The following is a 23,350-nucleotide window of genomic DNA, read 5'->3' as shown; positions in this document are numbered from 1 at the left end:
CGGAGCGTGCGCTCGGTTGCCTTTGGTCCGCCTGTTTTTCGATCTTTTTTCGGCATCCGATCGTCTAAAAGACACCGCATGAAACGCATCTTACCCATCGCCATTTTTTTTATTTTCGGCAGTTTCGCGGTTACAGGGACAGTGCCGGGATTGACGCTCGTCTCCCATGCCCGAGCACAGGCGCCGGCGGACACCCCAACCGACCGGCTGTTTGCGGCGATCAACGCCAACGACCTTGGCAAAGTAAAAGAGGCCGTCGCGGCGGGGGCCGACCTTGAGGCGTTCAATGCGCAAGACATCCAACCCATAGACCTTGCGATCAACAAGGGGGCCTTCGACATCGCGCAGTATCTGCTTGACGTGCACGACGGCAAAATCGCGGTGTCCCCCCCCGAGCCAAACACGGCGCTTTCACCACCTCCTCCCCCGACGCCAACCCCGCCCAACACAGTCCCAACGCCCACGAAAACGCCCAAAGAACCCTTTAATGGTGATGTCCTGGACAGTGCGCCGGCCCTGAAAGAAGCGCAAAAGGAAGCCGATTCGATAGACAGCGCGCAATCGACGGCGGCGGTCAAGTCTCTGCAAAAGGAAATCAAAGCCAATAAGGATGTCCCGCCCTCGCAACGTGGCGAGAAGCCGGTGCGTTTTTTCCAATCTCTCGTCGATTATTTCTTTGCTCCGAAAACCCCGTCTGCGGGAAAGACGAAACATACGGACACGCAAGTTTCCGCCCTGCCAAAAACCGCCGCGTCGGTCAAGCACGCCGCCCCAAGCACGCCGCCTGAGACCGTTCCGAGCTCATCCCCAAGCGTAACGCCGCCCCCCGCTAAGGGGAACGGGATTACGGAAGAACAGATCATCAAGGAACTCAGCACGGTGCCGCCCAATGCGTCATCTCCCGCAGCCCTCAACGTACCCATGCCGTCCGTTCCGCCCTCGGCGGCGCAAACGCCAAATGCAAAAACACCAACCGCCACCACGTCCTCTCTCGGGGCGAGTCCGCGCGTTCAAACTGGACCGACGACGTCATCTGAAAAAACGCCGCGAAGCCTCTCCGCCCTGGATGCAAAAGTTCCCTTGCAGGCGACGAACACCACGGGTGACGTCACGGGAGAAAAACCCGTCGATATCCAAGCCTACCGCGATAAGATCATGCCCAGCGACGCCCAATTGTCAAAAATCTTACGGCTCGTTCTACAAGGCAAGGGCAACACCCCCGAAGCCTACGCCATAACGGGTGGAAAGTCGCAAACGGGCGTTACCGAAGCCCCAACGCCCGACGTCGCTGTCCCCGGGGCGCAAAGCGCGGCCTCCTCGTCTTCGCAGCCCCCGCCATCCACTCCGACGTCCACGGCCACGGAGCAGATTGGGCCAAAGGAGCTCGACGCCCTGCTCGCCACACTACCCGACCAGCCCGTAACGGGAAAAACATTCAATCCCCTCGACCGCACTCCGCTCAAAAACACGGCGACGCCCCCCTCGCCTAACGTCAACCCAAGCGGAAAAATTAAAGCCGCGGCCACTCAGCCCACGTTGCCCACGTTGCCCGCGACCATCGTCAAGGATCACGGGCCGGGCGCCACGATCCCACCCGAAACGGAGGCATTAACGACACGGCCCACCCCGCCCAACGCCGACGCGGGATGGGACGTTAAATCGGTACAAACGGCGAAACTGTCCCCAAACGACGTCATCGGAAAACCGATCAAGGCGCTGGGAAAACTTCTCGATGGGGCGGCCCTGGGAATAACCGACAGCGCGCGATTGGGCGCGCCGATCTCTCCGACCATGCTCTCCAATCTCGATCAGCACGATAGTTGCGTCAGCAAGCAGGGAAAGGATATCATTTTTTGCGTTGTCCCCGTGACCTGGCCAAGCAACCTCGCCAAGGATTTTCAAGTCGATACGATCATGTATCAAGGAACGAAAACGATCGTGCGCTACGATAATGAACGGGCGAGTTCCTATCAAACGTTGTTTCTGTCGAAGGCGTTTGACGCCGTGGTCTCTCATTATATCGACCTGTATGGCCCACCCACCCGAAAACTGGCCCGCGCCATAGCCCCCCTGGCGCAAAAGAGGCGGGACAACCCCGTCGTCATCTGGCAAAGCAAGGAAGCGGGCACCGGGGACGTCGTCACCTTGGAAATTCGTAAATTTGACGATACCGGAGGCAGCTTTCCCGATCTTCAACGCGGGGTTATTTTACTGTATAGATCCTCATCCGCGCCAATTTTCCCGGTCATCTCGAAGCTGGACCTGATGGTTTTAAAAACTTCGGTCGCCCCCATAACGAAGCCGACTCCGCAATCGGTATGGTGATTTATACGTTTTCAGACGTCAAAAACGGCCGCGCCAAACCGCCCACCCCAACCGCGTCAACCGCCAGGGGGTAAGGCGCGCACACAAAGGCCTTGAACGGCGCAAGGCGCCCGCCCCAACGCCGTGCTTGCGAACATCGAAAAGGACCAATCGCCCCAGAGTAATCGCCACCAAGGCGGGGCGAAGTTTTTTGTCCACCCCCGCCGACAAGGCGGCTGCGGTAACGATCGCCTCTTCGGCGCACGCCAACAGGGCGGCCTTGAGGGGTTCCCCGAACGCCTTCTCCCCCAGAGCGCGCTCGCTGAGACCGGCGAGCGCCTCCAAGGCGCGTAAAGCGTGAAATAAGGCATCTTCATTTACATCGAGATTATCCGAGCCGCCCCCCATTAGAATGCACCTCATCAAGGCGCCTTGCGCCCGCGCCACGGCGGTAGCGCGATTTTTCAAGAGATCCACATCCGCAGGAGACACCGGGGTAAGCTTATCTTGCGCGGCGTCGATCAGCGCGGCGGCGGATGCGCGCGCAAGACCGCCGGGGAGCGTAGGATCGTCCAAGATCCCCGCCAGCGCGCGCACCAAAGGAGGAGACCCCACAGGCATGTCGCCGGACGCGCCACCAAGCATATCGCGCCACCACTGATAGCGCATCGCCCCCAGCATCGGCTCTTTTACTTTGTGCGGGATCCGCCGCAGTTCCGCGTCGAACGCCAGCAGCGCCAGCATTGCACGGCGGCGGCGCGGGGGGGAAAAAACGGCGATGGGCCATAAATGCCGACATCCTTGTGTGTATTCACCAATCCACGTATCGTGATCCATTCTTTACTCGTAAAAATTGAATTTAGAATAATTGTGATATTTCATCGTTCTGCCCTTTAAATTCGTCCATCATGTCCATATTTCATGCGCAGTTTAACGCATTCAACTCGTGAGAGGCACAAAATGGCATTTGAACTTCCTGCACTCCCCTTTGCTCAAGACGCATTGGCGCCCCATATCTCGGCAAACACTCTTGGCTTTCATTACGGCAAACACCACAACGCCTACGTCACCAATCTGAACAAATTGATCGACGGAACGGATTTCGCCGCCAAAAGTCTTGAAGATATCATGAAGGCGACGGCGGACGATGCTTCAAAGGCCGGGGTTTTCAACAATGCTGCCCAGGTCTGGAACCATACCTTCTATTGGAACAGCATGAAGCCCAACGGCGGCGGTTCGCCGAGCGGTGAATTGGCGACGAAAATAGACGCCGCATTCGGCTCGTTCGAGAAATTCAAAGAAGAGTTCAAAACCGCCGGCATGACGCAGTTTGGTAGCGGCTGGGCTTGGCTGGTCGCCGAGGGTGGAAGCCTGAAAATTGTTAAAACCGCAAATGCCGCCTGCCCGCTGACGGACGGCCAGACGCCCCTTTTGACCTGCGACGTCTGGGAGCACGCCTATTACCTGGATTACCAAAACCGTCGCCCCGACTATATTCAGGTCTTTCTCGACCATCTGGTGAACTGGGACTTCGCCGCGGAAAACCTGACCAAAGCCTAAGCCCTCCGTTCCCCCACGCCAAATACGTGTCGAAGACCGCGCGCTGACGTCTTTTATGGGCGTCAGCGCTTTATTTTCGTTCCCGTCCGTTATCGCGGAGGCGAACCAAAAATCGGCGCTCCAGATTAATAGGCCCTGACCCTAATCATATAGCCGCCGTGACACGTGACGCATAAATTAGTGAGGCGGGCGAATTGCCTTAAGATGGCATCCCTAGGCGCACCCCGTTCGGCCATGTTGGCGAGCGCGTCAAATCCGGTTTGCGTCAATGTCATCAATTGCTTGTATTCGAGCGGGAGCTTAAAAGAGAGCGCCTCGGGTATTTCGTGTCTTCCCCGCGCCCGGCCCAAGGCGCGCGTCACTTCGATCAGATGCGGCGAATCGTTATCGGCCAGGGCGGAAAGGGTATCGCTCACGCCTTGAGTAAGGGTCCCCATCTGCTTCAAAACGGTTAGGCGTTCCGCCTCATTTAGAGTAATCGCATAGCGCCGATCGGAATTTTTTTCGACCCGCCCCATGGCGTAATAATATCCGGCGGCGACGAGGGTAATGAGCCAAAGGCCGATCGAATAAGCGAACAACTTTTTAAAATTCATCGTTCTCATCGCGCCAACCCTTCATATTTCGGTCAAATCCGCGGCCTTCATCCACTCATTCGACGGCAATGAATACTCCGGCGACGCGACGCCCTTCGATCGCGAGAATATTATAGGTGCGGCACGCCGCCCCTGTCGCCATCCATTCCAGGGCGATCGCATTACGCCCAAGAAAGGCATGAAGCGCCGTATTGGGCAGAACGAAGCGCGCCCCACACCCAAACACCAAGATGTCGATTTCGTTTTTGTATTGTAAGATATCGTCAAGGTCGGCGGGATCGAACCCCTGTCCCGCGCCCAAGATACGTTCGGCCTTGGGCCATAAAACGGTTTCGCGTTCGCATATGAAAACCGAGCCCGCATAGTCGCGTTCGGAAATGCGGAATTCCCCCTCGCCATATCCTTGAACGATTTGGCGGGATGGGTCGGCGATGGGGGTTATGTCTAAGGAGATTTTTCCTTACGCCGCCCCGTGGGTCGGCGCCTCCTCTGTATTTTTATCGTCTTTGCCGCCGCGACGTTGCAGGTTCATGTACAAAAGCATCGGAACCGCGACGCAAATCGACGAATACGTTCCCACGACGATGCCCCAGATCATCGCCAGCGAGAAATCGTGGATCACCGGACCGCCCAGAATAAACAGGGCGACCAGGGCCAACAGCGTCGTCAAGCTGGTAATCAGGGTGCGCGACAGGGTTTCGTTGATCGCCCGGTTGAACAGTTCCGGCAGGGGCATCGTCTTGTACTTACGTAGGGTTTCGCGAACACGGTCGAACACGACAACGGTGTCGTTGATGGAATATCCAGCGATGGTCAAGACAGCCGCCACCGTGGTGAGGTTGAATTCCAAACCCAACAAGGAAAATAAGCCAATCGTCGAGGTGACGTCATGGACCAGGGCGACCACGGCGGCGAGGCCGAACTGCCATTCGAAACGCACCCACACGTATCCCAAGATCGCGATCATCGCCGCCAAGACCGCATACACCCCGTCCATGAGCAATTCGCTGGAGACCTTCGGGCCGACGAACTCTGTGCGTCGATACTCAATCCCTTTACCCAGGGCCGCCTTGACCGTCGCCACGGCTTTTAGCTGCGCCGTCTCGCCGCCGCTCTGGCGCCCAATGCGGATCAAAACCTCGTTCGGGTTGCCGAACGTTTGCAACGATACGTCGCCTAAACCTAAGTTCCTCAAATCGCTGCGCAATTGTCCGATCTGCACGTTACCTGGGGTGTGCACTTCGATCAATATCCCCCCCTTGAAGTCGATGCCGTAACTCAACCCCTTGATGAAGAAGATGGCCAAAGAAGCCACGACCAAGGAAATGGAGAATGCGAAAAAGAACTTCCGCAAGGGAATGAAGGGGATGTTGACATCATCCGGAATTAATTTCAGTCCGCGCATGCTTCTTGCGGTCCTTATTCTCTAGAGAGGCAACGTGCCGGGGCGCGTGCGTTTAAACCAAGTGACGACTATCAATCTGGTCAACATGACGGCGGTGAACACCGAAGTCACAATTCCGATCGCCAAGGTCACGGCGAAACCGCGGATCGGCCCCGAACCGAATTGATACAACAGCAACGCCGCAATCAAGGTCGTCACGTTGGCGTCGATAATCGTGCTCAAGGCCCGGGAATAGCCGGCGTCGATCGCCGATATAGGCGTGCGACCGAGGCGAATTTCCTCGCGTATTCGTTCGAACACCAGAACATTGGCGTCCACCGCCATGCCCATGGTGAGCACGATACCCGCGATGCCGGGCAGCGTCAGCGTCGCCTGAAGAAGGGAAAGCAGCGCCATGATCAACACCACGTTCACCGCCAAGGCGGCATCGGCCATGATCCCGAACAGGCCATAGGCCACCACCATGAAAACCACAACGAAGACCAGACCAACGATGCTGGCGATTTTTCCGGCCTGGATCGAATCGGCGCCAAGCCCGGGGCCGACACTGCGCTCTTCAAGAATGGTCAATGGTGCGGGCAGCGCGCCGGCGCGCAGCAACAACGCCAAATCTTGCGCGCCTTGGACGGTGAAACCGCCGGTAATAATGCCCGAACCGCCCAGAATAGGCTCTTGAATCCGAGGCGCACTGATCACCTTGCCGTCGAGAACGATCGCGAACGGCTTTTTGACGTTATGGGTCGTGACCTCGCCAAAGCGCTTAGCGCCCAGGGCGTCGAAACGGAAACTCACCACCGGCTGCCCCGTGCGCTGATCGAAGGTCGGCTGGGCGTCAACCAGGGTATCGCCGCTGACCATGACCCGTTTTTTAACTAGGATCATGACCGGTTTCCCGTCGGGTCCAACCTCGTTCGCCATGGGCAACAGGCGCGACCCCGGCGGCACATGCCCGGCCATGGCTTCGGCCACCGAGGTCGAACCGTCCACCAGATGAAATGTCATCTTCGCCGTTTTCCCGAGCAACCGCTTGATCCTTCCGGGATCGTTGATACCGGGAAGCTGGACTAAGATTCGGCTGTCTCCCTGACGTTGAATAGTCGGTTCGCGCACGCCGGTTTCATCAATTCGGCGCCGTACGATTTCGATCGACTGCTGGACCGCGGCGATAGAGCGTTTTTTGACCGCCGCATCGCTCAACATCAACGCGATTTTTCCATCGGCGCCCAACGTCGCGTGCATGTCTTGATCGAGGGAACGAACAAGATTGTAAGCGTCCTCGGCACGCGCCGGGTCTTTCACGGTGACGACGACCCCATTTCCCTCGACCCCGAGGTTGGTATAGGGAATCCGCGCCTTGCGCAACGTAGTGCGCACGGTATCCACCATCGAATCCAAGCGTTCGCGGATAACCGCGGAGACCTTGACCTCGAGCAGAAGATAAGAACCGCCGCGCAGATCCAGCCCTAGGCTGATCTGCTTGTGAGGAACCCAATCGGGCAGTTCCGCGGCCTGCTTGGCGCTGATGAAGTTAGGCGCGGCGAACGCCACCCCCAAAAGACACAGGCCGAGGACCAGAGATATCTTCCATTTGGCGAAATGAATCATTGTCAAACTATCCGGCGCTTATGTGCTTACGTTCTTATGTGTCGTCTTTACCGCTCAACAGCTTTTTCAGGCCAGACAACCCTCCTTTGGCGGACTTCGCCGTATCGTTGGCGGGCGTCGTACTCCCGGCGCCGGAACGGCTGACGGGTTCGGGCTTCGAGACGACGGCCGAGATTGACTGACGCTGGACGCGCACCCTGACGCCATCGGCGATTTCGACCGTCACTTCGTTCTCGTCGATCACTTTGACGACGGAACCGATGATGCCGCCGCCGGTCACCACGGTATCGCCGCGACGTAAGGCGTCGAGCATGGCTTTATGCGTCTTCATTTTCTTTTGCTGTGGGCGGATCAGCAAAAAATAAAAGACGGCGAAAATCAGAATCAGGGGAAGGAAGGATTGAATCCCACCGGCCAGAGAGGCCGCGCCCCCGGCGTCCTGGGCGAAAGCGGATGAAATCAGCATGAAGAACTCCTACACATACGAGGCATAAAGCCAGGCGGACTATACCCGCCTTACCGTCAATTTCAAACGCAAAGAACACATGGTGAGAAACGCGCCCGTCAAGCGCATGCCCCATGGCTTCCATCCACCGCGACATTCCTAAAGAAATGAGACGAAAATGTGGCGTATCCCCATGCGTCGCTTACCCGCGATACGAAACGCCCGCCGCGCCCGCGTCGCCGTGGGTGAGAAATTGGTCGCGAAAAGATGTTTTGTCTTCGATCTTCTCGAACATCACGTCCAATTGCTTGCGAATGATCCCCTCATCGGTTTCGACGATCCCGCCAAAGCGAACATCCCATTCGCCCTGACAATGAAGCGCCAACCAATCTTCAATGCTGTCCATAGACCGCGTCGTTTTAAGGCGAATCCCCGAGGTCAGTTTCCCCATCGCTCAAACTCCTGAAAATTCATAAAATTTGCCGTTATTACCCTCTTTTGCGAGACGCCGGAAATTTCCGGTCATGCACCCTTGGGGCAAAGTTATAATTATATTAAAAACGCGTCCTTGAATTTAGGGCATGCGGGATGCCGAACGCTTCTTTCTGGATACGCCGCTTTACTGCAAAAATCAAACTATCTTTAGCATTAGCTTGTTTTGTCAACGTGTTGTTTTTAATATGTAAATATTGACTTTAACAAACGATGGATCCTAAAGTTTCCCTTTTATTGCGCGTTCACTTTATTCCACCTTCATAAGGCCCGATCCATGTCCGATGAAATCCCCACGCTTTGCGATGTGTCCACCGTCCTTGAGCGCATCGCGCGCGCGCTTGAACGTATCGCCCCACCGCCACGCGCCGACGACGCCATGGGATCGCAAGACGCCTATGTCTGGCAGGCCGACACGGAGCGCCTTCACCCCGTCCCCCGGGTCAACCGGGTCGCGTTTGGGTTGCTCAAGGGCATCGAGCGCCAAGGCGAAATCTTGATGGAAAACACCCGCAGATTCGCCCGGGGCCTACCGGCGAACAACGCCCTTTTGTGGGGCGCACGGGGCACCGGAAAAAGCTCCCTGGTCAAAGCCGTTCATGGCGAAATCAACGCCACGACGCCCCACGCCCTTATTTTGATTGAGATCCATCGCGAAGATATCGCCACCCTCCCCCACCTGCTCGAACGTATTCGCGGCACGGAACACCGTTGCATCGTTTTCAGCGACGATCTTTCCTTCGACAGCGAAGATGCATCGTACAAATCCCTAAAGACCGTCCTCGAAGGCGGTATCGAGGGGCGCCCGGAGAACGTTCTGTTCTACGCCACATCCAACCGCCGCCACCTGATGGCGCGCGACATGATCGACAACGAACGGGCGAGCGCGATCAATCCCACAGAGGCGGTGGAAGAGAAGGTTTCCCTTTCCGATCGTTTCGGCCTGTGGCTCGGCTTTCACAATTGCGATCAGAAAACGTATCTGGCCATTGTCGAGGGGTATGCGCAGCACTACGCCATCGCCATAGCGCGCGAGCGCCTGCACGCCCTGGCGAACGAGTGGTCGATCACCCGTGGTGCGCGTTCGGGCCGCGTGGCCTGGCAGTTCATCCAGGATCTTGCGGGAAAAGAGGGGCTCACCCTGTCGTGATGGCGCGCACGCCGAGAGCGAACTCTTGAACCACGCCCTCGGATTGATACACCTCAGCGTATCCCGTCCTTGTACACCTCGGTACGGTTGCGCCCCGCCTTTTTCGCTGCGTATAACGCTTCATCGGCGCGTGCAAGCATACCTTCGAAGCCTGAATTCTCTCCGGTCCGGTCGTCTATCCCAATACTTACGGTGAATTTTACAATATCCCCATCGATGGAAAGCGGCGCCTCGGCGACCGTCGAACGAATACGCTCGGCGACGGCAACCGCGTTGTCGCCCGTCGTTTCGGGTAAAACGACGGCGAATTCCTCACCCCCAATGCGCCCAAATATGTCGATATCGCGCAAATTTTTCTGAACGCTCGACACAAAGGCTTGTAGCACCCTGTCCCCCACGCCGTGGCCGTAGGTGTCGTTGATACGCTTGAAGTGGTCAAGATCGAAAATCATAACGCTCAAGGGACGTCCCACACGCTGGGCGCGCCTGAATTCACGCTCGCCGTCGTGAAGCAGAGAACGGCGATTTTTGATTCCGGTCAGGCCATCGGTGTTGGCCAGAACGATAAGGTCTTTTTCCCGCTGTTTATGCTCGGTAACGTCAACCGCCGAAATAACGACATGGGCGCGCATCCCCCGGTGGCTGACCAGTTGTATGGCGGTACTCAAGAATGTACGTTCCCGCCCGTCCTTGCGACGAATCCGAACCTCCGTTTCGCGGTGTTCCGCACTGCCCTGAACGTTGACCAACATGGCCTCGAACGCCGCCACGTCATCTTCGTTGCAGAGCAACCGACGCATCGGCGTATCCAGCACCTCCGCAAGAGCGAACCCGGTGGCGGCCCGCGCCATACGATTGAACCGGACGATCCGCCCGTCGGCATTCAACACAATCAGGATCGACCCCTCCATATCCAGCAGGGCCGACGTGAATGCGACCTCGGCTTTGAGGGTTTTACGCGCCTCGCTGAGGCGGCGCACATAGCGGGAGAGGAAAAAGCCGAAAACGGCGACGCCAACGAAGGCGATGGTGAAAAGCGGCAGCAAAATCCTTAATTCGGAATTCCACAGAGCCCTATTCCAAGAATCACGCACGCTAACCGTAACGACAAAAGGCGTACCGGAAACGACCCGGTGCGCGATGCGCCGTTGGATTACGTCGGCGCTTTTCGGGCCTTGAGTAACCCCAACCGGCGCCATGGGAATGATCTTACGAAACAAGGAGGCGTGGGCGTAAGAGCGCCCTATAAACTTATCCCCAAAAGGCGCCCGCGCCAGAACGACGCCGCCGCGGGTATAGACCGTCATGCTATCGAGACCGTCCAAGGTAAAAGAATGGAAAAAGCGGTCCAAAAATGAGGGCGACATCACCGCCATGACGATGCCGGCGAAACCTTTTTGACTGTATACCGCCCGGCTGATAACGATCACCACCGCCGCCCGCGACCATGTTTCCGTGGCGTCCGGACGATACAGATCAATGCGAAAAGGCGGACGATAGTCTCGCGTCACCACGCCCCCGACATTTCTCGCGACATTTTTATGGGCCTGAAAAAAAGCCTTCTTCGCATAAGAACGACCAACATCGTTCACGTCCTTGCCGATTTCCCCCAGCACTTTCCCATCCTCGGCGATTAACTCAATCACGCTGACGGATGAAGGCAATCGGTCAAAATTACGCAAAGCCCGATCAACCGCGGCTCGGGTCATTCCCGTGTCGCGCAGGCGAGATTGGACGTCCCACCCCACGTCATCCAGGGAATCTTTGGCCTCGTTGTACGTTCGAAGGACATGTTCCTCAAGGGCCCGGGCGATACTTTCCGCGCGGATCGTGGTCTGCTTTTGCAGCGCCAAATAATCTTGCCGCACCGTAAATATGAAAAGCCCAAACAATAGAGCGGCGAATACCACACCGGCCAGAGTGACGATCATCATCCGTGATTTCAAACGCATAAAACGTGTTCCGTTTTTATTCTTTTTCTAATTTTTGATAATTCCCCGGTCCACAACCCACGCATCAACGTGCACGTCGCCTCCGCCGGGGTAAGATGAACGCGCCATTGCGACTTATTACTCCAATTTTAAGGTCAACACGGCGCCTCTTTCTCGTCGCCGTCCGAAAAAGACTATGCCCCCCCTAAATATTTTTCGGGATCGACGGCGCGCTTGCCCTTGCGCAATTCAAAATGAAGTTGCGACGTCTTGACCGTCCCGGTGCTACCGGCACGGGCGATAACCTGTCCCTGAACGACTTTATCGCCCCGCTTGACCAACAAGCGTTGGTTATGGGCGTACGCCGTCATCCAACCGCCGGCATGCTTAACCAGCAACAGGTTGCCGAACCCGCGCAGCTCATTTCCGGCGTAGACGACAACCCCGTTCTCGGCGACATGGATAGCCGTTCCCCGGGGAACGGCGATATTGATGCCGTCATTGTACAACCCCTTATCCTTGGCCCCGAAGTGAGAAATGATTTTTCCGTGGACAGGCCAAGTAAAACCTTGCGCACTTTGTGCGCCGGGGCGAGGCACGGGCGTTAGCGGATGTCTTCGCGCCGCCGAGGGCGCTTTGATCTCGACGCGCGATCGCGTTGACGTCAATGGCGCATTCGCCTTGCGGGGTCCCGCCTCCGGCGCATTTGACGTGCTCCGGGTTCCCGTCACATTTCCCGTTTCCGCACCTTGAGTTAACCCCAACGAGGGAAGACGCAATTTCTGTCCGGGATAGATGGTGTACGGCGGGCGCACCCCGTTCGCGCGCGCCAAAGCATAAAAATCGACGTGATAGCGTCTGGCGATGGCGTATAAGTAATCCCCCCTCGCCACCACATGCACGCGGGTGTGCGGCAAGGTTAGCCATTGGCCGACGCTTAGATTATAAGGCGGGGACAGGTGATTCGCCACGATCAGGGCGCGCGGCGAGACGTTATGGCGCCGCGAAATCGCATACAAGGTATCGCCGGCAGCAACCTTAACCCGCGATGCGTTGATGAAAAGGGTATCGCCCGCCGATAACCTTCCGGCCTGATTGCTGAGGTACGGCCCATTGCCGGATGACGGCCATTCGATCGAACCGCAGGCGGCGAGTCCGGAGAATAGGAAAACAACCGCCAGCGCCCGCCATGCGTTCGCCCCGCGCTCATTGTGATAGCTTAAATGCGCCTTGACCATACGCGCAGTATTCCAGGCTCGCGGGTTTGCATCAACGATCCCCTGGCGCGCACTCAATAATTTTTCGCCTTACCTTCGACAAAGGGTACGAAACGCACCGCCCCCAAATCCTTCGTTTCAACCCCATCGGCGGTGCGAGTGACGCGCAGCAAGCGCTGGTCGTGCTGATCGTCGCCGACCGGGATTACCATCACGCCGCCGATCGTCAACTGGTCGATCAATAAGGGAGGCACATCGACCGCCGCCGCCGTCACGATAATGCGGTCAAACGGGGCCTGTTCGGGCCAACCCTTCGAGCCATCGCCGAAGCGGGTGGTAATGTTCATCAACCTCAAGGCATGAAAGCGTTTTTCGGCGGCGTCGAGGAGCGCCTTATGCCGCTCTATCGTGTACAAACGCCGACACAACGGAGCCAGAACCGCCGCCTGATAGCCCGAACCCGTGCCGATCTCCAGAACCTTCATCCGCTCGCCGACATCCAGGGCCTCGGTCATCATCCCCACGACCAAGGGTTGACTGATGGTCTGATGTCGCCCGATCGGGAGGGCGACATTTTCATAGGCCCGGACGCGAAAGGCCTCGGGGACGAAAAGGTCGCGGGGCACCCGCTCCATGGCTTCGATCACGCGTGCGTCACGAACGCCACCCCGGCGCAAGTCCAGGATCATTTGCGCTTTTCTGGGATCAGGCGCGGACAAGTGAGGCCTCCTTAAAGCAATTCACCAAGGGCGGTCAGCGTCCGGGTGTGGGTCAAATCCAACCCCAACGGCGTGATCGACACCGCGCCACGATTGACCGCCTCCAGGTCGGTTCCCGCCTTGAAGCGATCTTCCTCGCGCTGCGGCCCGATCCAATAATAATTTTCACCCCGGGGGTCGCGGCCCTCCTGAAACGCCCCGCCGATTTTGCGTCGCCCCTGGCGCGTGACCTCGATTCCGGTGACATCTTTAGCGTGAACGTCGGGAAAATTGACATTCAGCAACACGCCACCGGGCAACGTCAACGCCGAAATTCGCCGCATCACCTCGCCGATCCAGTGTTCGGCCGAAGACCATTTCGGGTTTTTCGCGTCGTCGGTAACCAGGGAAAAGGCGATCGACGGCACCCCCAGGAGGGTGCCTTCCATGGCCGCGGCGACGGTCCCCGAATAGGTCACGTCCTCGCCCAGATTGCCCCCACGATTGACTCCGGACAGCACGACATCAGGAGGCCGGTTGACCATCACCTGTTTCATGCCCAACAGCACGCTGTCGGTCGGCGTCCCGCTGACGGCGAAACGCCGGGCCGACACCTTGCGGATACGTAGCGGCATGCGCAGGGTTAGCGAGTGACTGGCCGCGCTTTGTTCGTGCTCGGGCGCGACCACCCAAACCTCGCGGGCGATCTCCTTGATCGCCCGTTCGAGGACTTTCAACCCCGGCGCGTTAATCCCATCGTCATTGGAGATGAGAACCCGCGCCTGGGAAAGGTTTCCGATCGCTTTACCCGGCATCGGTCGCGATCACCTCGATCCCACCCATGTACGGACGCAACGCATCGGGGACCTCTATCGACCCATCGGCCTGTTGATAGTTTTCGATCACCGCGATTAGCGTCCGCCCGACGGCCAGCCCCGAACCGTTCAGAGTATGGGCGAATTGGGGTTTCTTGGTTTCTTGGGGGCGATAGCGGGCATTCATGCGCCGGGCCTGGAAATCGCCGGTGTTCGAACAGCTGGAAATTTCACGGTACGCCCCCTGCCCCGGCAGCCAGACCTCGATATCGAAGGTCTTGCGCGCCGAAAAGCCCATGTCCCCCGTGCACAACACGACGGTGCGAAAGGGCAATCGCAATTGTTTTAGGATATCTTCGGCGCACGCCGTCATGCGCTCGTGCTCGTTCTCGGATTGCTCCGGGGTCACCACCGAGACCATCTCTACCTTGGTGAACTGATGCTGGCGGATCATCCCTCGGGTATCCTTGCCCGCAGAGCCGGCTTCCGAGCGGAAACACCAGGTCATCGCGGTATAGCGCCGGGGAAGCGTATCCTCGCCGACGATGCTGTCGGCGAGGATGTTGGTCAATGGGACCTCCGCCGTCGGGATCAGATAAAAATCGTCTTCGGTATGAAAGAGATCCTCGGCGAACTTAGGCAATTGCCCGGTGCCGTAAAGCGCATTGGCGCGCACCAAGGCCGGGGGATTGACCTCCCGATAGTCCCATTTTTGCGTATTGTGATCGAGCATGAACGCCCCCAGGGCGCGTTCCAGGCGGGCCAACCCGCCGCTTAACAAGACGAACCGCGCGCCCGACATCTTGGCCGCGGTTTCGAAATCCATCATCCCCAGGGCCTCGCCCAGGTCGAAATGCTCCCGAGGCGTGAAGTCGAATGTCCGAGGATCCCCCCAACGGCGAATTTCGACGTTGGCGCTTTCATTTGCGCCGTCGGGGACATCATCCATCGCCAAATTGGGAATCGCGGCAAGCACGGCGTTCAAACGCTCGCCCAGGTCTTTCGCCCGTTCTTCAAGCGCGCCCTGCTGCTTTTTGGACTGGGAAACCCGATCAATGAGAGCGCTGGCGTCTTCGCCACGGCCTTTGAAGATTCCGATTTGTTTCGCCAGCGCATTGCGTTCGGTTTGCACCTGTTGCGCCTGCGCCTCGGCCGCTCTGCGTTCCTTATCCAGGGTCAGGATATCGGCGCTCATGGCGGATACCGCCCTGCGCGCCAACCCGGCGTCGAAGGCTTCGGGGTTTTCGCGGATCCATTTGATATCGTGCATCGGAGATGTGCTCTTCGTTCAGTTAGAGATGCTTCGCCCGCATCCTATACGCCGTCTTTTTCATCATCATCATCATCATCATCGCTATCGTCGTCTTGCGCATCATCGCCCGCCGCTTCGGCGCGTTTACGCTCGACCATGGCCACCGACAGGATCGACACCTCGTACAATATCAACGTCGGCACGGCCAAGCCGATCTGGCTGATAACGTCCGGCGGAGTCAAAATCGCGGCGGCGACGAACGCCATCACGACGGCGTATTTCCGCTTGGCGCGCAAACCTTTGGCGTTGACCAGCCCGACCCGGCCCAAAAGGGTCATCACCACGGGCAATTCGAAGGCCAGACCGAAGACGAAAATCAAGCGCATGACAAGAGACAGATATTCGCTGACCTTGGTCTCCAGGATGATCGGCATCGCGCCGGCCGCCGTGCTCGTGGACTCGAAGCTAATGAAAAACCGCCACGCCAACGGAAAGACAAAGTAATAGGCCAGCGCGCCACCCATGAAAAATAGGATGGGAGTCGCCACCAAGAACGGCAACAAGGCCCGTCTTTCATTTTTATACAGTCCCGGCGCGACGAATTTCCATACCTGGATGGACAGGAAGGGAAAGCCCAAAAAAAGCGCGGCGAAGAACGAAACCTTCACATAGGTGAAAAAGGCCTCATGGGGCGCGGTAAAGATCATTCGGCGGTGTTCGCCCGCCGCCGCCAGAACATCGGCCAACGGTTGAGCCAAAAAGGCGTAAATCGTTTTCGATTCGTAATAGCAAAAGAAAAACAGGATGATAATCGCCACAAACGAATAAATCAGGCGTTGGCGCAACTCTATCAAATGCGACATCAGGGGGGCTTTGCTCGCCTCGATATCGGGATCAAAATCGGGATCGTCTGCGGACACGCTAGGAACCTCTTATTTTCTGGTCACTTTACCCGGCGCGTCTCCCGACGGAAGGTCGGGCATCACGTCATCGGCAAGCTCGGGGGCAAGCTCGGGGGTAGGCTCGGGGGCAAGTCCGGGCGTTTCCGTGGCGACGGGGGACGATTGTTCTCCGGCGACGTTGTCCGGCGCAGACGCGTCATCGTCCGTCTTTTCCGGTATTTTTGCGGGCGTCGAAGGGGTATCGATGTCGCTGAGATCCAACGTTTTGGACAGCTCCCCCGTGGGATCGACATGCTCGGATATGACCTTGTGGACGTCCGTGTCCCGCGCGCTGGTGATTTGTCGGCGAAGATCGTCGAGTTCCGCTTCGCGGATCATTTCGTCAACGCCGCTTTGAAACTCACGCGCCAAGCCCCGCGCCTTGCGAATCCATAGCGTTATGGTGCGGATCGCCTTGGGCAAGTCACTGGGTCCGACCACGACGATGGCCAGAAGGGCGATGACAAAAAGTTCCTGCCAGCCGATATCAAACATGGCGGGTCGTTATCCGTTAAAATAGCGAAAAAAAACGTGACCATACCCCTTGGGCATGACCGTACACAGGAAAAAGACCGGTTACGAATGCGCCGTCTTGTCTCCGTTCGACGTCGTCGTGTCGGCAGCATCGCTTTGTTCGGCCTTGATCGTCTTCGGGGGGGTTTCGGAATCGACGTCGTCTTCGTCCTTCAAGCCTTTCTTGAAGGATTTAAGACCTTTACCCATGTCGCCCATCAACTTCGACAATTTGCCGCCGCCGCCGAATAGGACGAGAACGATAATGAGAACGATGACCCATTGCCAAATACCTGTAAAACCCATCTTTTTTTCTCGCTATAATCAGTTTGCGTTGCGCGGATAATGCGAAACTCTCTAGGCCACGTCATCGACGAAAGACCTCGGCGAGGCGCATGTCACACAAGTGTTTTAAGAGCCTTCGTCATCCGTGTCGAGTGATTCGATGATAAATTCCTCATCCCTATCGGAATTTTCGGGTAGAGCCTCATCCCCGATGTTCGCCAACATCCCCCGTACACTGTACGTTTCGGCGGCGGGGCGGGCGTCGAGAAGACCGGCGGCTTTCAAATCCTCGATCCCCGGCAAATCTTTCAGACTCTCCAAACCGAAGTGGTCGAGAAAGGCATCCGTCGTTCCCCACGTCATCGGGCGACCCGGCGTCCTGCGCCGCCCCCGGGGGCGAATCCAGCCCGCTTCGAACAAGACGTCCAGCGTCCCCTTGCTAAGGGAAACGCCGCGAATTTCCTCGATTTCAGCGCGCGTCACCGGCTCATGATAGGCGATGATCGCCAGCGTTTCGATCGCAGCGCGTGAAAGTTTACGAGAAACCTGCCGCTCCCGGTTAAGACGCGGCCCCAAATCGGGGGCGGTGCGAAACGCCCAGGCCCCACCGGCGCGAACCAGACGCACCCCACGGTGGGCGTAATGCGCGCTCAGGGCATCCAAGATATGCCTAACATCGACACCTTCGGGTAGACGCCGCTGCAAGGCGTTCTCGGGCACCGCCTCGCGCGAGGCGAAGAGAATCGCCTCAATCAAGCGAACATCGTCGTCCAAAGGCGCCGACACCGTCTCGCTCATGGTTTATCCTTCGCCGGAGCGCCGCGGGAGACCTCGCGAACGGTGGATTGAATATAGATATCCTCGAAAGCGCCGTCCTGACGCAGCGTAACTTTACCCTGTTTGGCCAACTCCAACGAAGCGCTGAATGTGGCGGCCAGGGCCGACCGTACGGCCAAGGGATCTTTGAGAGTCTCGGGTAGGAAGTGCGCCAGCCTTTTCCAATCGGGACAATAGCCGACCAGCGCGCGCAGGCGTTCCAAGGCGTCTTCCACGGAAGAAAGCTGCCATGACGTTTCGATATGCAGGGGGCCTGCCGCCGATTTGCGGCGCACTTGATCGCCATAGGCTTTTAGAAGGTCGTACAATGAGGCCTCGAAAACCGGTTTCGCGTTATCTGCGAAGGTTTCCGGCGCCCCTCGGGGGAAAAAACCTTCCCCCAAACGCGCCCTGGCCAGCAGTCTGCGCCCGGCGTCCTGCATCGCTTGCAGGCGACGCAGCTGAAAGGCCAACGCCTCGGCCAACTGGGCGCCGGTCGGTTCGTCCTCGGTTTTCAAGTCGGGCAGCAGCAGGCGGGATTTCAAATACGCGAGCCACGCCGCCATCACCAGATAATCGGCGGCGAGTTCCAGATTCGAGCGCCGGGCGCGGGCGATAAACCCCAGATATTGGTCGGCCAGGGCGAGCATGGAGACATGGATGAGATCGACCTTCTGATCGCGCGCCAGCGCCAGCAAGATGTCCAACGGTCCCTCGAAGCCTTCGATATCGACGATGAAGGATTCCCGCACGGCGGCGATGCGCGCGTCTTGTTCCCAGCCGTCTTCCATCCCGCGATCGTCGCTCATATGGTCTATTGCACCCCCGTCACGCTTGCGATCGCGCTCATCAGGGCGCGCGCGGGCTCCCCGATTACCCAAGGCAGGATGTCCAGGTTGACGCCGATCTGCCGTCCCAACCAGGGCAACACAAACAAGATCGCCAATAAAATCAGAAATCCCGATCTTTCCAATCCGGCCAGCTTGGACGAAAACGGCTGCGGCAGGACGCCCACCGCCACACGCCCGCCGTCCAATGGCGGCAAGGGGATCATGTTGAACAGGGCGAGCACGATGTTGATCCACATCGAATTGACGAAGTTTGTCGCCGACCATTGCGCGAAAGCGGGCGGCATGTATTGGATCGTGTGCAACAACAACGCCGAGACGACGGCCAAGAGGATGTTCGTGCCCGGCCCCGCCAAGGCGACCAGGACCATATCCCGGCGGGGATGACCCAGGGCGCGGAAATTAACCGGAACCGGTTTGGCGAAACCGAACATGAATTTTCCCCCGGACGCCAACAAAAGCATCGCGGGAAGGATCACCGTGCCGAAAGGATCGACGTGTCTGAGAGGGTTGAAAGTAACGCGGCCCGCCCGATAAGCCGTCGGGTCGCCCAAACGCCAAGCGATAAAACCGTGCGCAGCTTCATGCAAGGTCACCGCAAAAAGCACCGGCAACACCCAGACAGACGCCGTGTGAACGATGTCGTTTAAAGTCAGTCCCATTCATCGTTTCCTGTTCCGTCGGCGCTTCTTTCAAGACGCGCGCTTAAGTAGACCCGCCAATCGCGCCCACTGTTCCATCGTATCCTCGTCATCCGCGCGAGCGCACCGGCAGCGCATCTTTTCACCACTTTGGACGCGAAAATACGATGTCTCCGTCATTTCACGCGCCCCCTCGGCCACTGCCTGCATTTCGTCGCGATCCCCGTTGCAATGAAGCACCACGTCGCACCCCGCCGTCAACGCCTGCCGGGCGCGCTCGGCGTAATCGCCGCCGAGGGCGTTCATCGACAAATCATCACTGAGCACGACGCCGCGAAAGCCAAACTCCTCACGCACGATCCGCCCGAGGATGCGCGAAGACGTGGTCGCCGGCCCGTCGGGGTCGATATCTTTATACACGACATGGGCGGTCATCGCCCACGGCATGTCGGCAAGATCGAGAAAGGGACGAAAATCGACCCGCCGCAATTCGCCCAAGGGGGCGTCAACAACCGGCAAGGCCATGTGACTGTCAACCAGGGCGCGCCCATGACCCGGAATATGCTTGATCACGGGAACGACACCACCGCGCAAATAACCGTCGCACGCCGCGCGCGCCAGGGTCGAAACCATGCGCGGCGTCGTCCCGAAAGCGCGGTCGCCAATGATCGGATCGCTACCGGCCTGGGGAATATCCAACACGGGTGCGCAATTCACGGTAATTCCCAAATCCCGCAACACACATGCTATGAGAAAGGCATGAAGCATCGCCGCTTCCAAGGCGGCCTTGGGGTCCTCTTCATAAAGTCCGGCTATCGCGCCCGCGGCGGGAAAGAGCGGCCAATGAGGCGGCTTCAGGCGCGCCACTCGGCCGCCTTCCTGATCGATCAAAATGGGCGCGTCGGAGCGTCCGACACATGCCCGCAGTTCACTCGCCAGGGCGCGCACCTGATCGGGGTTCCGGCAATTGCGCGTGAACAGGATGAATCCCAAAGGATCGACTTCTGCAAAAAAAGCCGCCTCCTCGACGCTTAACACCGTCCCCGCGAGACCGAAAATCACGGCTCGGGGAAAGCGCCCGCCTTTCGTTCGTGCGTCGAGAGCGCAATCAGGGGCGGACAATCAGGCACCCCTCCTTACGTTTTGCCAATTCGGCGCACAATTTCTTCGCCGCGTTTTCCGAAGGCAGGGGTCCGGCGCGCAGGCGGTAAAATACACCCTTGCCGGCCAATTTAACGTCCATCACGTGTAGCTTCAGCGTCCCCAAAAGATCGGGGTTGGCCTTTTGCAGGCGGTCCCATTCCGACTGCGCCACGGCGCGGTCGCGCACCGCCGCCAATTGCACCAAATAGGCCCCCTGAAGGGAAGCGGCCGATACGGCCTTCCCCTGCGGGGCCTCGGCGGCGGGCTGTGCGGCGGCGTTCAAATTGGGCGCCGGCGAAACCACGGAGGGGGCCGGAGCCGCCGTCTCGCCGAGGACGTTTTTCAGTGATTGCGACAGGTCTTGAGGCAAAGGCGCGCCGCCGGTAACCGCCTTTGCGGTGGAGGGCGTGGGTACGCCGGGCTGCGCGGGCGGGACCGGAGGAACGGTCGCCTTGGCGATATCCCGCCCCAATTTTTGCCGCCCGCCGGCAATCTTCTTGAGGTCGGGCGTCGCGGGAGGGGGAACGGGTATTCCCTGAGCGGCGGGAGCCGGCTGGGGCGGCGCGATCGGCTGCTCCGCCGGGGCGAGCAATTGTTCCACCGGGGGCAACGGCACGTCCTGGCCGTTCATGCGATTGTAGACCAGTTTATCGCGATCGGGCACCGCCATGCCGCCGGGATCCGCCGGACGGACCTTATAGGGCGTGCTTTCGGCGTGGATGACCGGCGCTTCATACCCGGCCTTCACCGCCAACTCGTTTCCCCAGTAAAACCACGTGACGCCCCCCCCCAACACGATCAGGGCGAGCAATATAAGGACAATTTTCACCGCCGTGCGCCGGGGCGGATCGCTTTGCGCCAACGGTTCGAATTCCAAAACGTCGGAGGCGGCGGGCACGTCGTCGGGATGTTCGTTCTGTTCGTCGGACTTGGACATCACCGCATCTCCTCTACCGGGGTCACGCCAAACACATTGAGGCCCGAGGCGATCACGTCGGCCATCGCCTTGAGCAGCGCCAACCGGGCGCGGGTTAATGATAGATCGTCGGCATGAACAAATCGTAACGACGCGTCGTCCTTGCCTTTATTCCACAAGGCGTGGAACAGCGCCGCGACATCGTTCAGGTAATAGGCGACGCGATGCGGCTCGTGCGCCTCGGCGGCGCTTTCGACCAGACGCGGCCAACCGGCCAACAGGCGGATCAACTGCACTTCGGCCTCGTCGCCGAGGCGCGTAAAATCGATCGCGGAGAGGTCGTCCAAATTCACCGCGTCCGCACCCAATTCATCGGCGGCGTGGCGCATCACCGAATGGGCCCGGGCGTGGGCGTACTGGACGTAAAACACCGGATTGTCGCGCGACTGTTCGGTGACCTTGGCCAAATCGAAATCGAGCGGGGCGTCGTTCTTGCGCGTCAGCATGATAAAGCGGACGACATCCTTGCCGACCCGTTCGACGAGTTCGCGCAGGGTGACGAAATTACCCGCCCGTTTCGACATTTTGACCGGCTGGCCGCCATCCATCAGGTTGACCATTTGGCACAGCTTGACGTCGAGATCGCCCTTCCCCTCGCTGAGCGCCTTGACGGCGGATTGCATGCGCTTGACGTAACCGCCATGATCGGCGCCCCAAACATTGATCATCCGGCTAAAGCCGCGGGCGAACTTGTCCATATGATAAGCCATGTCGGAGGCGAAATAGGTCCACGACCCATCGGACTTGCGCACCGGACGGTCGATATCGTCGCCGAACCGGGTCGCCTTGAACAGGGTTTGTTCGCGTTCTTCCCAATCGTCGGGCAATTTGCCCTTGGGCGGGGTCAGGACGCCTTCGTAAATCAATCCGCGTTGTTGCAACCCGGCAATCGCCGCGTCCACCTTGCCGGCGTCCACCAGGGCGCGCTCGGACGTGAAAACATCATGATGCACGCCGAGGACGTCGAGGTCGGCGCGGATCAGGTCCATCATCGCCGCCACGGCAAATGTCCTCAGCGGGGCGAGCCAATCCTCCTCGGGCGCATCCAGCCAGCATGCGCCGTCGCGTTTTTTTAACGCCTCGGCCACGGGAATCAGATAATCGCCGGGATACAGCCCCTCAGGGATCGCACCGATATCCTCGCCGAAAACTTCGCGGTAGCGCAGATGGACCGAACGGGCCAAAACATCGACTTGGGCGCCGGCGTCGTTGATATAGTATTCGCGGGTCACGTCGTAGCCCGCCTTTTCGAGCAGCGCCGCCAAGGCGTCGCCGACCACCGCGCCCCGGCTATGGCCGACGTGCATCGGCCCGGTCGGATTGGCGGAAACGTATTCGACGTTGACCTTGCCCCCCTGCCCCAGCGTACCGTCGCCATAAGCGCGCCCGGCGCGTAGAATATCGCCCAGGCGGGCGTGCCAGAAGGCCGCCTTCAGGCGCATATTGAGGAATCCCGGTCCCGCGATCTCAACGGTCTCGACATCGGGTAAATCTTCGAGCCGCCGGGAGATCAGGGCCGCCACGTCGCGCGGCTTCATGGCCGCGGGTTTGGCGAGGATCATCGCGGCGTTGGTGGTGATGTCGCCGTGGGCGGCGTCGCGCGGGGGCTCGACCGACATTTTGTCGAGGTTAAGGCCCCGCGGCAGATCTTCGTCCGCCACCAAGGTTTCGATAATGCCGCCGATTTCACCGCGAAAGTGCTCAAAAAGGTTCATAA

General features: G+C 58.7%; 24 protein-coding genes. 3 read left to right on the top strand and 21 right to left on the bottom strand.

Features of this window, described 5'->3' with window-relative positions; genetic code table 11:
• Positions 1-78: 78 nt before the first annotated feature.
• Positions 79-2,325: a hypothetical protein gene (locus P3M64_RS01495; RefSeq protein WP_132939600.1), complete on the top strand. Its 2,247-nt coding sequence runs from the start codon at positions 79-81 to the stop codon at positions 2,323-2,325.
• A gap of 18 nt (positions 2,326-2,343) precedes the next feature.
• Here the strand turns inward: P3M64_RS01495 and P3M64_RS01490 are convergent, their stop codons facing one another.
• Positions 2,344-3,141 carry a squalene/phytoene synthase family protein gene (locus P3M64_RS01490; protein ID WP_132939601.1) on the bottom strand — a complete coding sequence of 266 codons (798 nt, stop codon included), beginning with the start codon at positions 3,139-3,141 and terminating at the stop codon, positions 2,344-2,346.
• Between the two features lie 123 nt (positions 3,142-3,264).
• On the opposite strand from P3M64_RS01490, the gene P3M64_RS01485 reads away from it, so the two are divergent.
• Positions 3,265-3,864: a superoxide dismutase gene (locus P3M64_RS01485; protein WP_132939602.1), complete on the top strand. Its 600-nt coding sequence runs from the start codon at positions 3,265-3,267 to the stop codon at positions 3,862-3,864.
• 125 nt (positions 3,865-3,989) lie between these two features.
• On the opposite strand, the gene P3M64_RS01480 is transcribed toward P3M64_RS01485, so the two are convergent.
• The 6 genes from P3M64_RS01480 to P3M64_RS01455 form a co-directional block, all read right to left on the bottom strand.
• Positions 3,990-4,469, bottom strand: a complete 480-nt coding sequence (locus P3M64_RS01480; RefSeq protein WP_165886365.1) for a hypothetical protein — start codon at positions 4,467-4,469, stop codon at positions 3,990-3,992.
• 46 nt (positions 4,470-4,515) lie between these two features.
• The gene (locus P3M64_RS01475; RefSeq protein WP_276157078.1) at positions 4,516-4,872 is read right to left on the bottom strand and encodes an Mth938-like domain-containing protein; all 357 of its coding nucleotides are present in this window, start codon (positions 4,870-4,872) and stop codon (positions 4,516-4,518) included.
• Positions 4,873-4,920: 48 nt separating this feature from the next.
• Positions 4,921-5,865 carry a protein translocase subunit SecF gene (secF, locus tag P3M64_RS01470; RefSeq protein WP_132939605.1) on the bottom strand — a complete coding sequence of 315 codons (945 nt, stop codon included), beginning with the start codon at positions 5,863-5,865 and terminating at the stop codon, positions 4,921-4,923.
• 21 nt (positions 5,866-5,886) lie between these two features.
• Complete coding sequence (gene secD / locus P3M64_RS01465) at positions 5,887-7,470, bottom strand: protein translocase subunit SecD (RefSeq protein ID WP_132939606.1); 1,584 nt, start codon at positions 7,468-7,470, stop codon at positions 5,887-5,889.
• Positions 7,471-7,504: 34 nt separating this feature from the next.
• Positions 7,505-7,936 (bottom strand): preprotein translocase subunit YajC, encoded by a 432-nt coding sequence (gene yajC, locus P3M64_RS01460; RefSeq protein WP_132939607.1) that lies wholly within the window; start codon positions 7,934-7,936, stop codon positions 7,505-7,507.
• Between the two features lie 181 nt (positions 7,937-8,117).
• A complete protein-coding gene (locus P3M64_RS01455; RefSeq protein ID WP_276157048.1) occupies positions 8,118-8,321 on the bottom strand; it encodes a hypothetical protein in 204 nt (67 codons plus the stop codon).
• A gap of 363 nt (positions 8,322-8,684) precedes the next feature.
• On the opposite strand from P3M64_RS01455, the gene P3M64_RS01450 reads away from it, so the two are divergent.
• Complete coding sequence (locus tag P3M64_RS01450) at positions 8,685-9,557, top strand: ATP-binding protein (RefSeq protein ID WP_132939609.1); 873 nt, start codon at positions 8,685-8,687, stop codon at positions 9,555-9,557.
• A 53-nt stretch (positions 9,558-9,610) separates the two neighbouring features.
• On the opposite strand, the gene P3M64_RS01445 is transcribed toward P3M64_RS01450, so the two are convergent.
• From P3M64_RS01445 to argS, 14 genes are all read right to left on the bottom strand, one after another.
• On the bottom strand, positions 9,611-11,509 hold the full coding sequence (locus P3M64_RS01445; RefSeq protein WP_132939610.1) for a sensor domain-containing diguanylate cyclase: 1,899 nt from the start codon (positions 11,507-11,509) through the stop codon (positions 9,611-9,613).
• Between the two features lie 173 nt (positions 11,510-11,682).
• A complete protein-coding gene (locus tag P3M64_RS01440; RefSeq protein ID WP_132939611.1) occupies positions 11,683-12,726 on the bottom strand; it encodes a M23 family metallopeptidase in 1,044 nt (347 codons plus the stop codon).
• A 53-nt stretch (positions 12,727-12,779) separates the two neighbouring features.
• Positions 12,780-13,424 carry a protein-L-isoaspartate(D-aspartate) O-methyltransferase gene (locus tag P3M64_RS01435; RefSeq protein WP_132939612.1) on the bottom strand — a complete coding sequence of 215 codons (645 nt, stop codon included), beginning with the start codon at positions 13,422-13,424 and terminating at the stop codon, positions 12,780-12,782.
• Between the two features lie 11 nt (positions 13,425-13,435).
• Entirely contained in the window at positions 13,436-14,218 is a 783-nt protein-coding gene (gene surE / locus P3M64_RS01430; RefSeq protein WP_132939613.1) for a 5'/3'-nucleotidase SurE, read from the bottom strand.
• Complete coding sequence (gene serS, locus P3M64_RS01425; protein ID WP_132939614.1) at positions 14,208-15,488, bottom strand: serine--tRNA ligase; 1,281 nt, start codon at positions 15,486-15,488, stop codon at positions 14,208-14,210. Before serS ends, surE begins: the two co-directional genes overlap by 11 nt.
• Positions 15,489-15,532: 44 nt before the next feature.
• Positions 15,533-16,390: a twin-arginine translocase subunit TatC gene (gene tatC, locus P3M64_RS01420; protein ID WP_322111146.1), complete on the bottom strand. Its 858-nt coding sequence runs from the start codon at positions 16,388-16,390 to the stop codon at positions 15,533-15,535.
• Between the two features lie 12 nt (positions 16,391-16,402).
• The gene (gene tatB, locus P3M64_RS01415) at positions 16,403-16,906 is read right to left on the bottom strand and encodes a Sec-independent protein translocase protein TatB (protein ID WP_132939615.1); all 504 of its coding nucleotides are present in this window, start codon (positions 16,904-16,906) and stop codon (positions 16,403-16,405) included.
• An 81-nt stretch (positions 16,907-16,987) separates the two neighbouring features.
• Positions 16,988-17,230: a twin-arginine translocase TatA/TatE family subunit gene (tatA, locus tag P3M64_RS01410; protein WP_132939616.1), complete on the bottom strand. Its 243-nt coding sequence runs from the start codon at positions 17,228-17,230 to the stop codon at positions 16,988-16,990.
• Between the two features lie 105 nt (positions 17,231-17,335).
• Positions 17,336-18,007, bottom strand: a complete 672-nt coding sequence (gene scpB, locus P3M64_RS01405) for an SMC-Scp complex subunit ScpB (protein ID WP_132939617.1) — start codon at positions 18,005-18,007, stop codon at positions 17,336-17,338.
• Positions 18,004-18,834: a segregation and condensation protein A gene (locus P3M64_RS01400; RefSeq protein ID WP_132939618.1), complete on the bottom strand. Its 831-nt coding sequence runs from the start codon at positions 18,832-18,834 to the stop codon at positions 18,004-18,006. Before P3M64_RS01400 ends, scpB begins: the two co-directional genes overlap by 4 nt.
• 5 nt (positions 18,835-18,839) lie before the next feature.
• Positions 18,840-19,535, bottom strand: coding sequence for a site-2 protease family protein (locus P3M64_RS01395; protein ID WP_132939619.1), 696 nt, complete (start codon positions 19,533-19,535; stop codon positions 18,840-18,842).
• A gap of 30 nt (positions 19,536-19,565) precedes the next feature.
• A complete protein-coding gene (nagZ, locus tag P3M64_RS01390) occupies positions 19,566-20,636 on the bottom strand; it encodes a beta-N-acetylhexosaminidase (protein ID WP_132939620.1) in 1,071 nt (356 codons plus the stop codon).
• Positions 20,623-21,594: an SPOR domain-containing protein gene (locus P3M64_RS01385; protein WP_132939621.1), complete on the bottom strand. Its 972-nt coding sequence runs from the start codon at positions 21,592-21,594 to the stop codon at positions 20,623-20,625. The genes nagZ and P3M64_RS01385 overlap by 14 nt, the downstream gene beginning before the upstream one ends.
• Entirely contained in the window at positions 21,594-23,348 is a 1,755-nt protein-coding gene (gene argS / locus P3M64_RS01380) for an arginine--tRNA ligase (RefSeq protein ID WP_132939622.1), read from the bottom strand. Before argS ends, P3M64_RS01385 begins: the two co-directional genes overlap by 1 nt.
• Positions 23,349-23,350: the final 2 nt, after the last annotated feature.

Source organism: Varunaivibrio sulfuroxidans (assembly GCF_029318635.1).
GTDB lineage: Bacteria > Pseudomonadota > Alphaproteobacteria > Rhodospirillales > Magnetovibrionaceae > Varunaivibrio > Varunaivibrio sulfuroxidans.
Note: the sequence above shows the minus strand (reverse complement) of the source record. Positions and strands in the feature narration are given on the sequence as shown.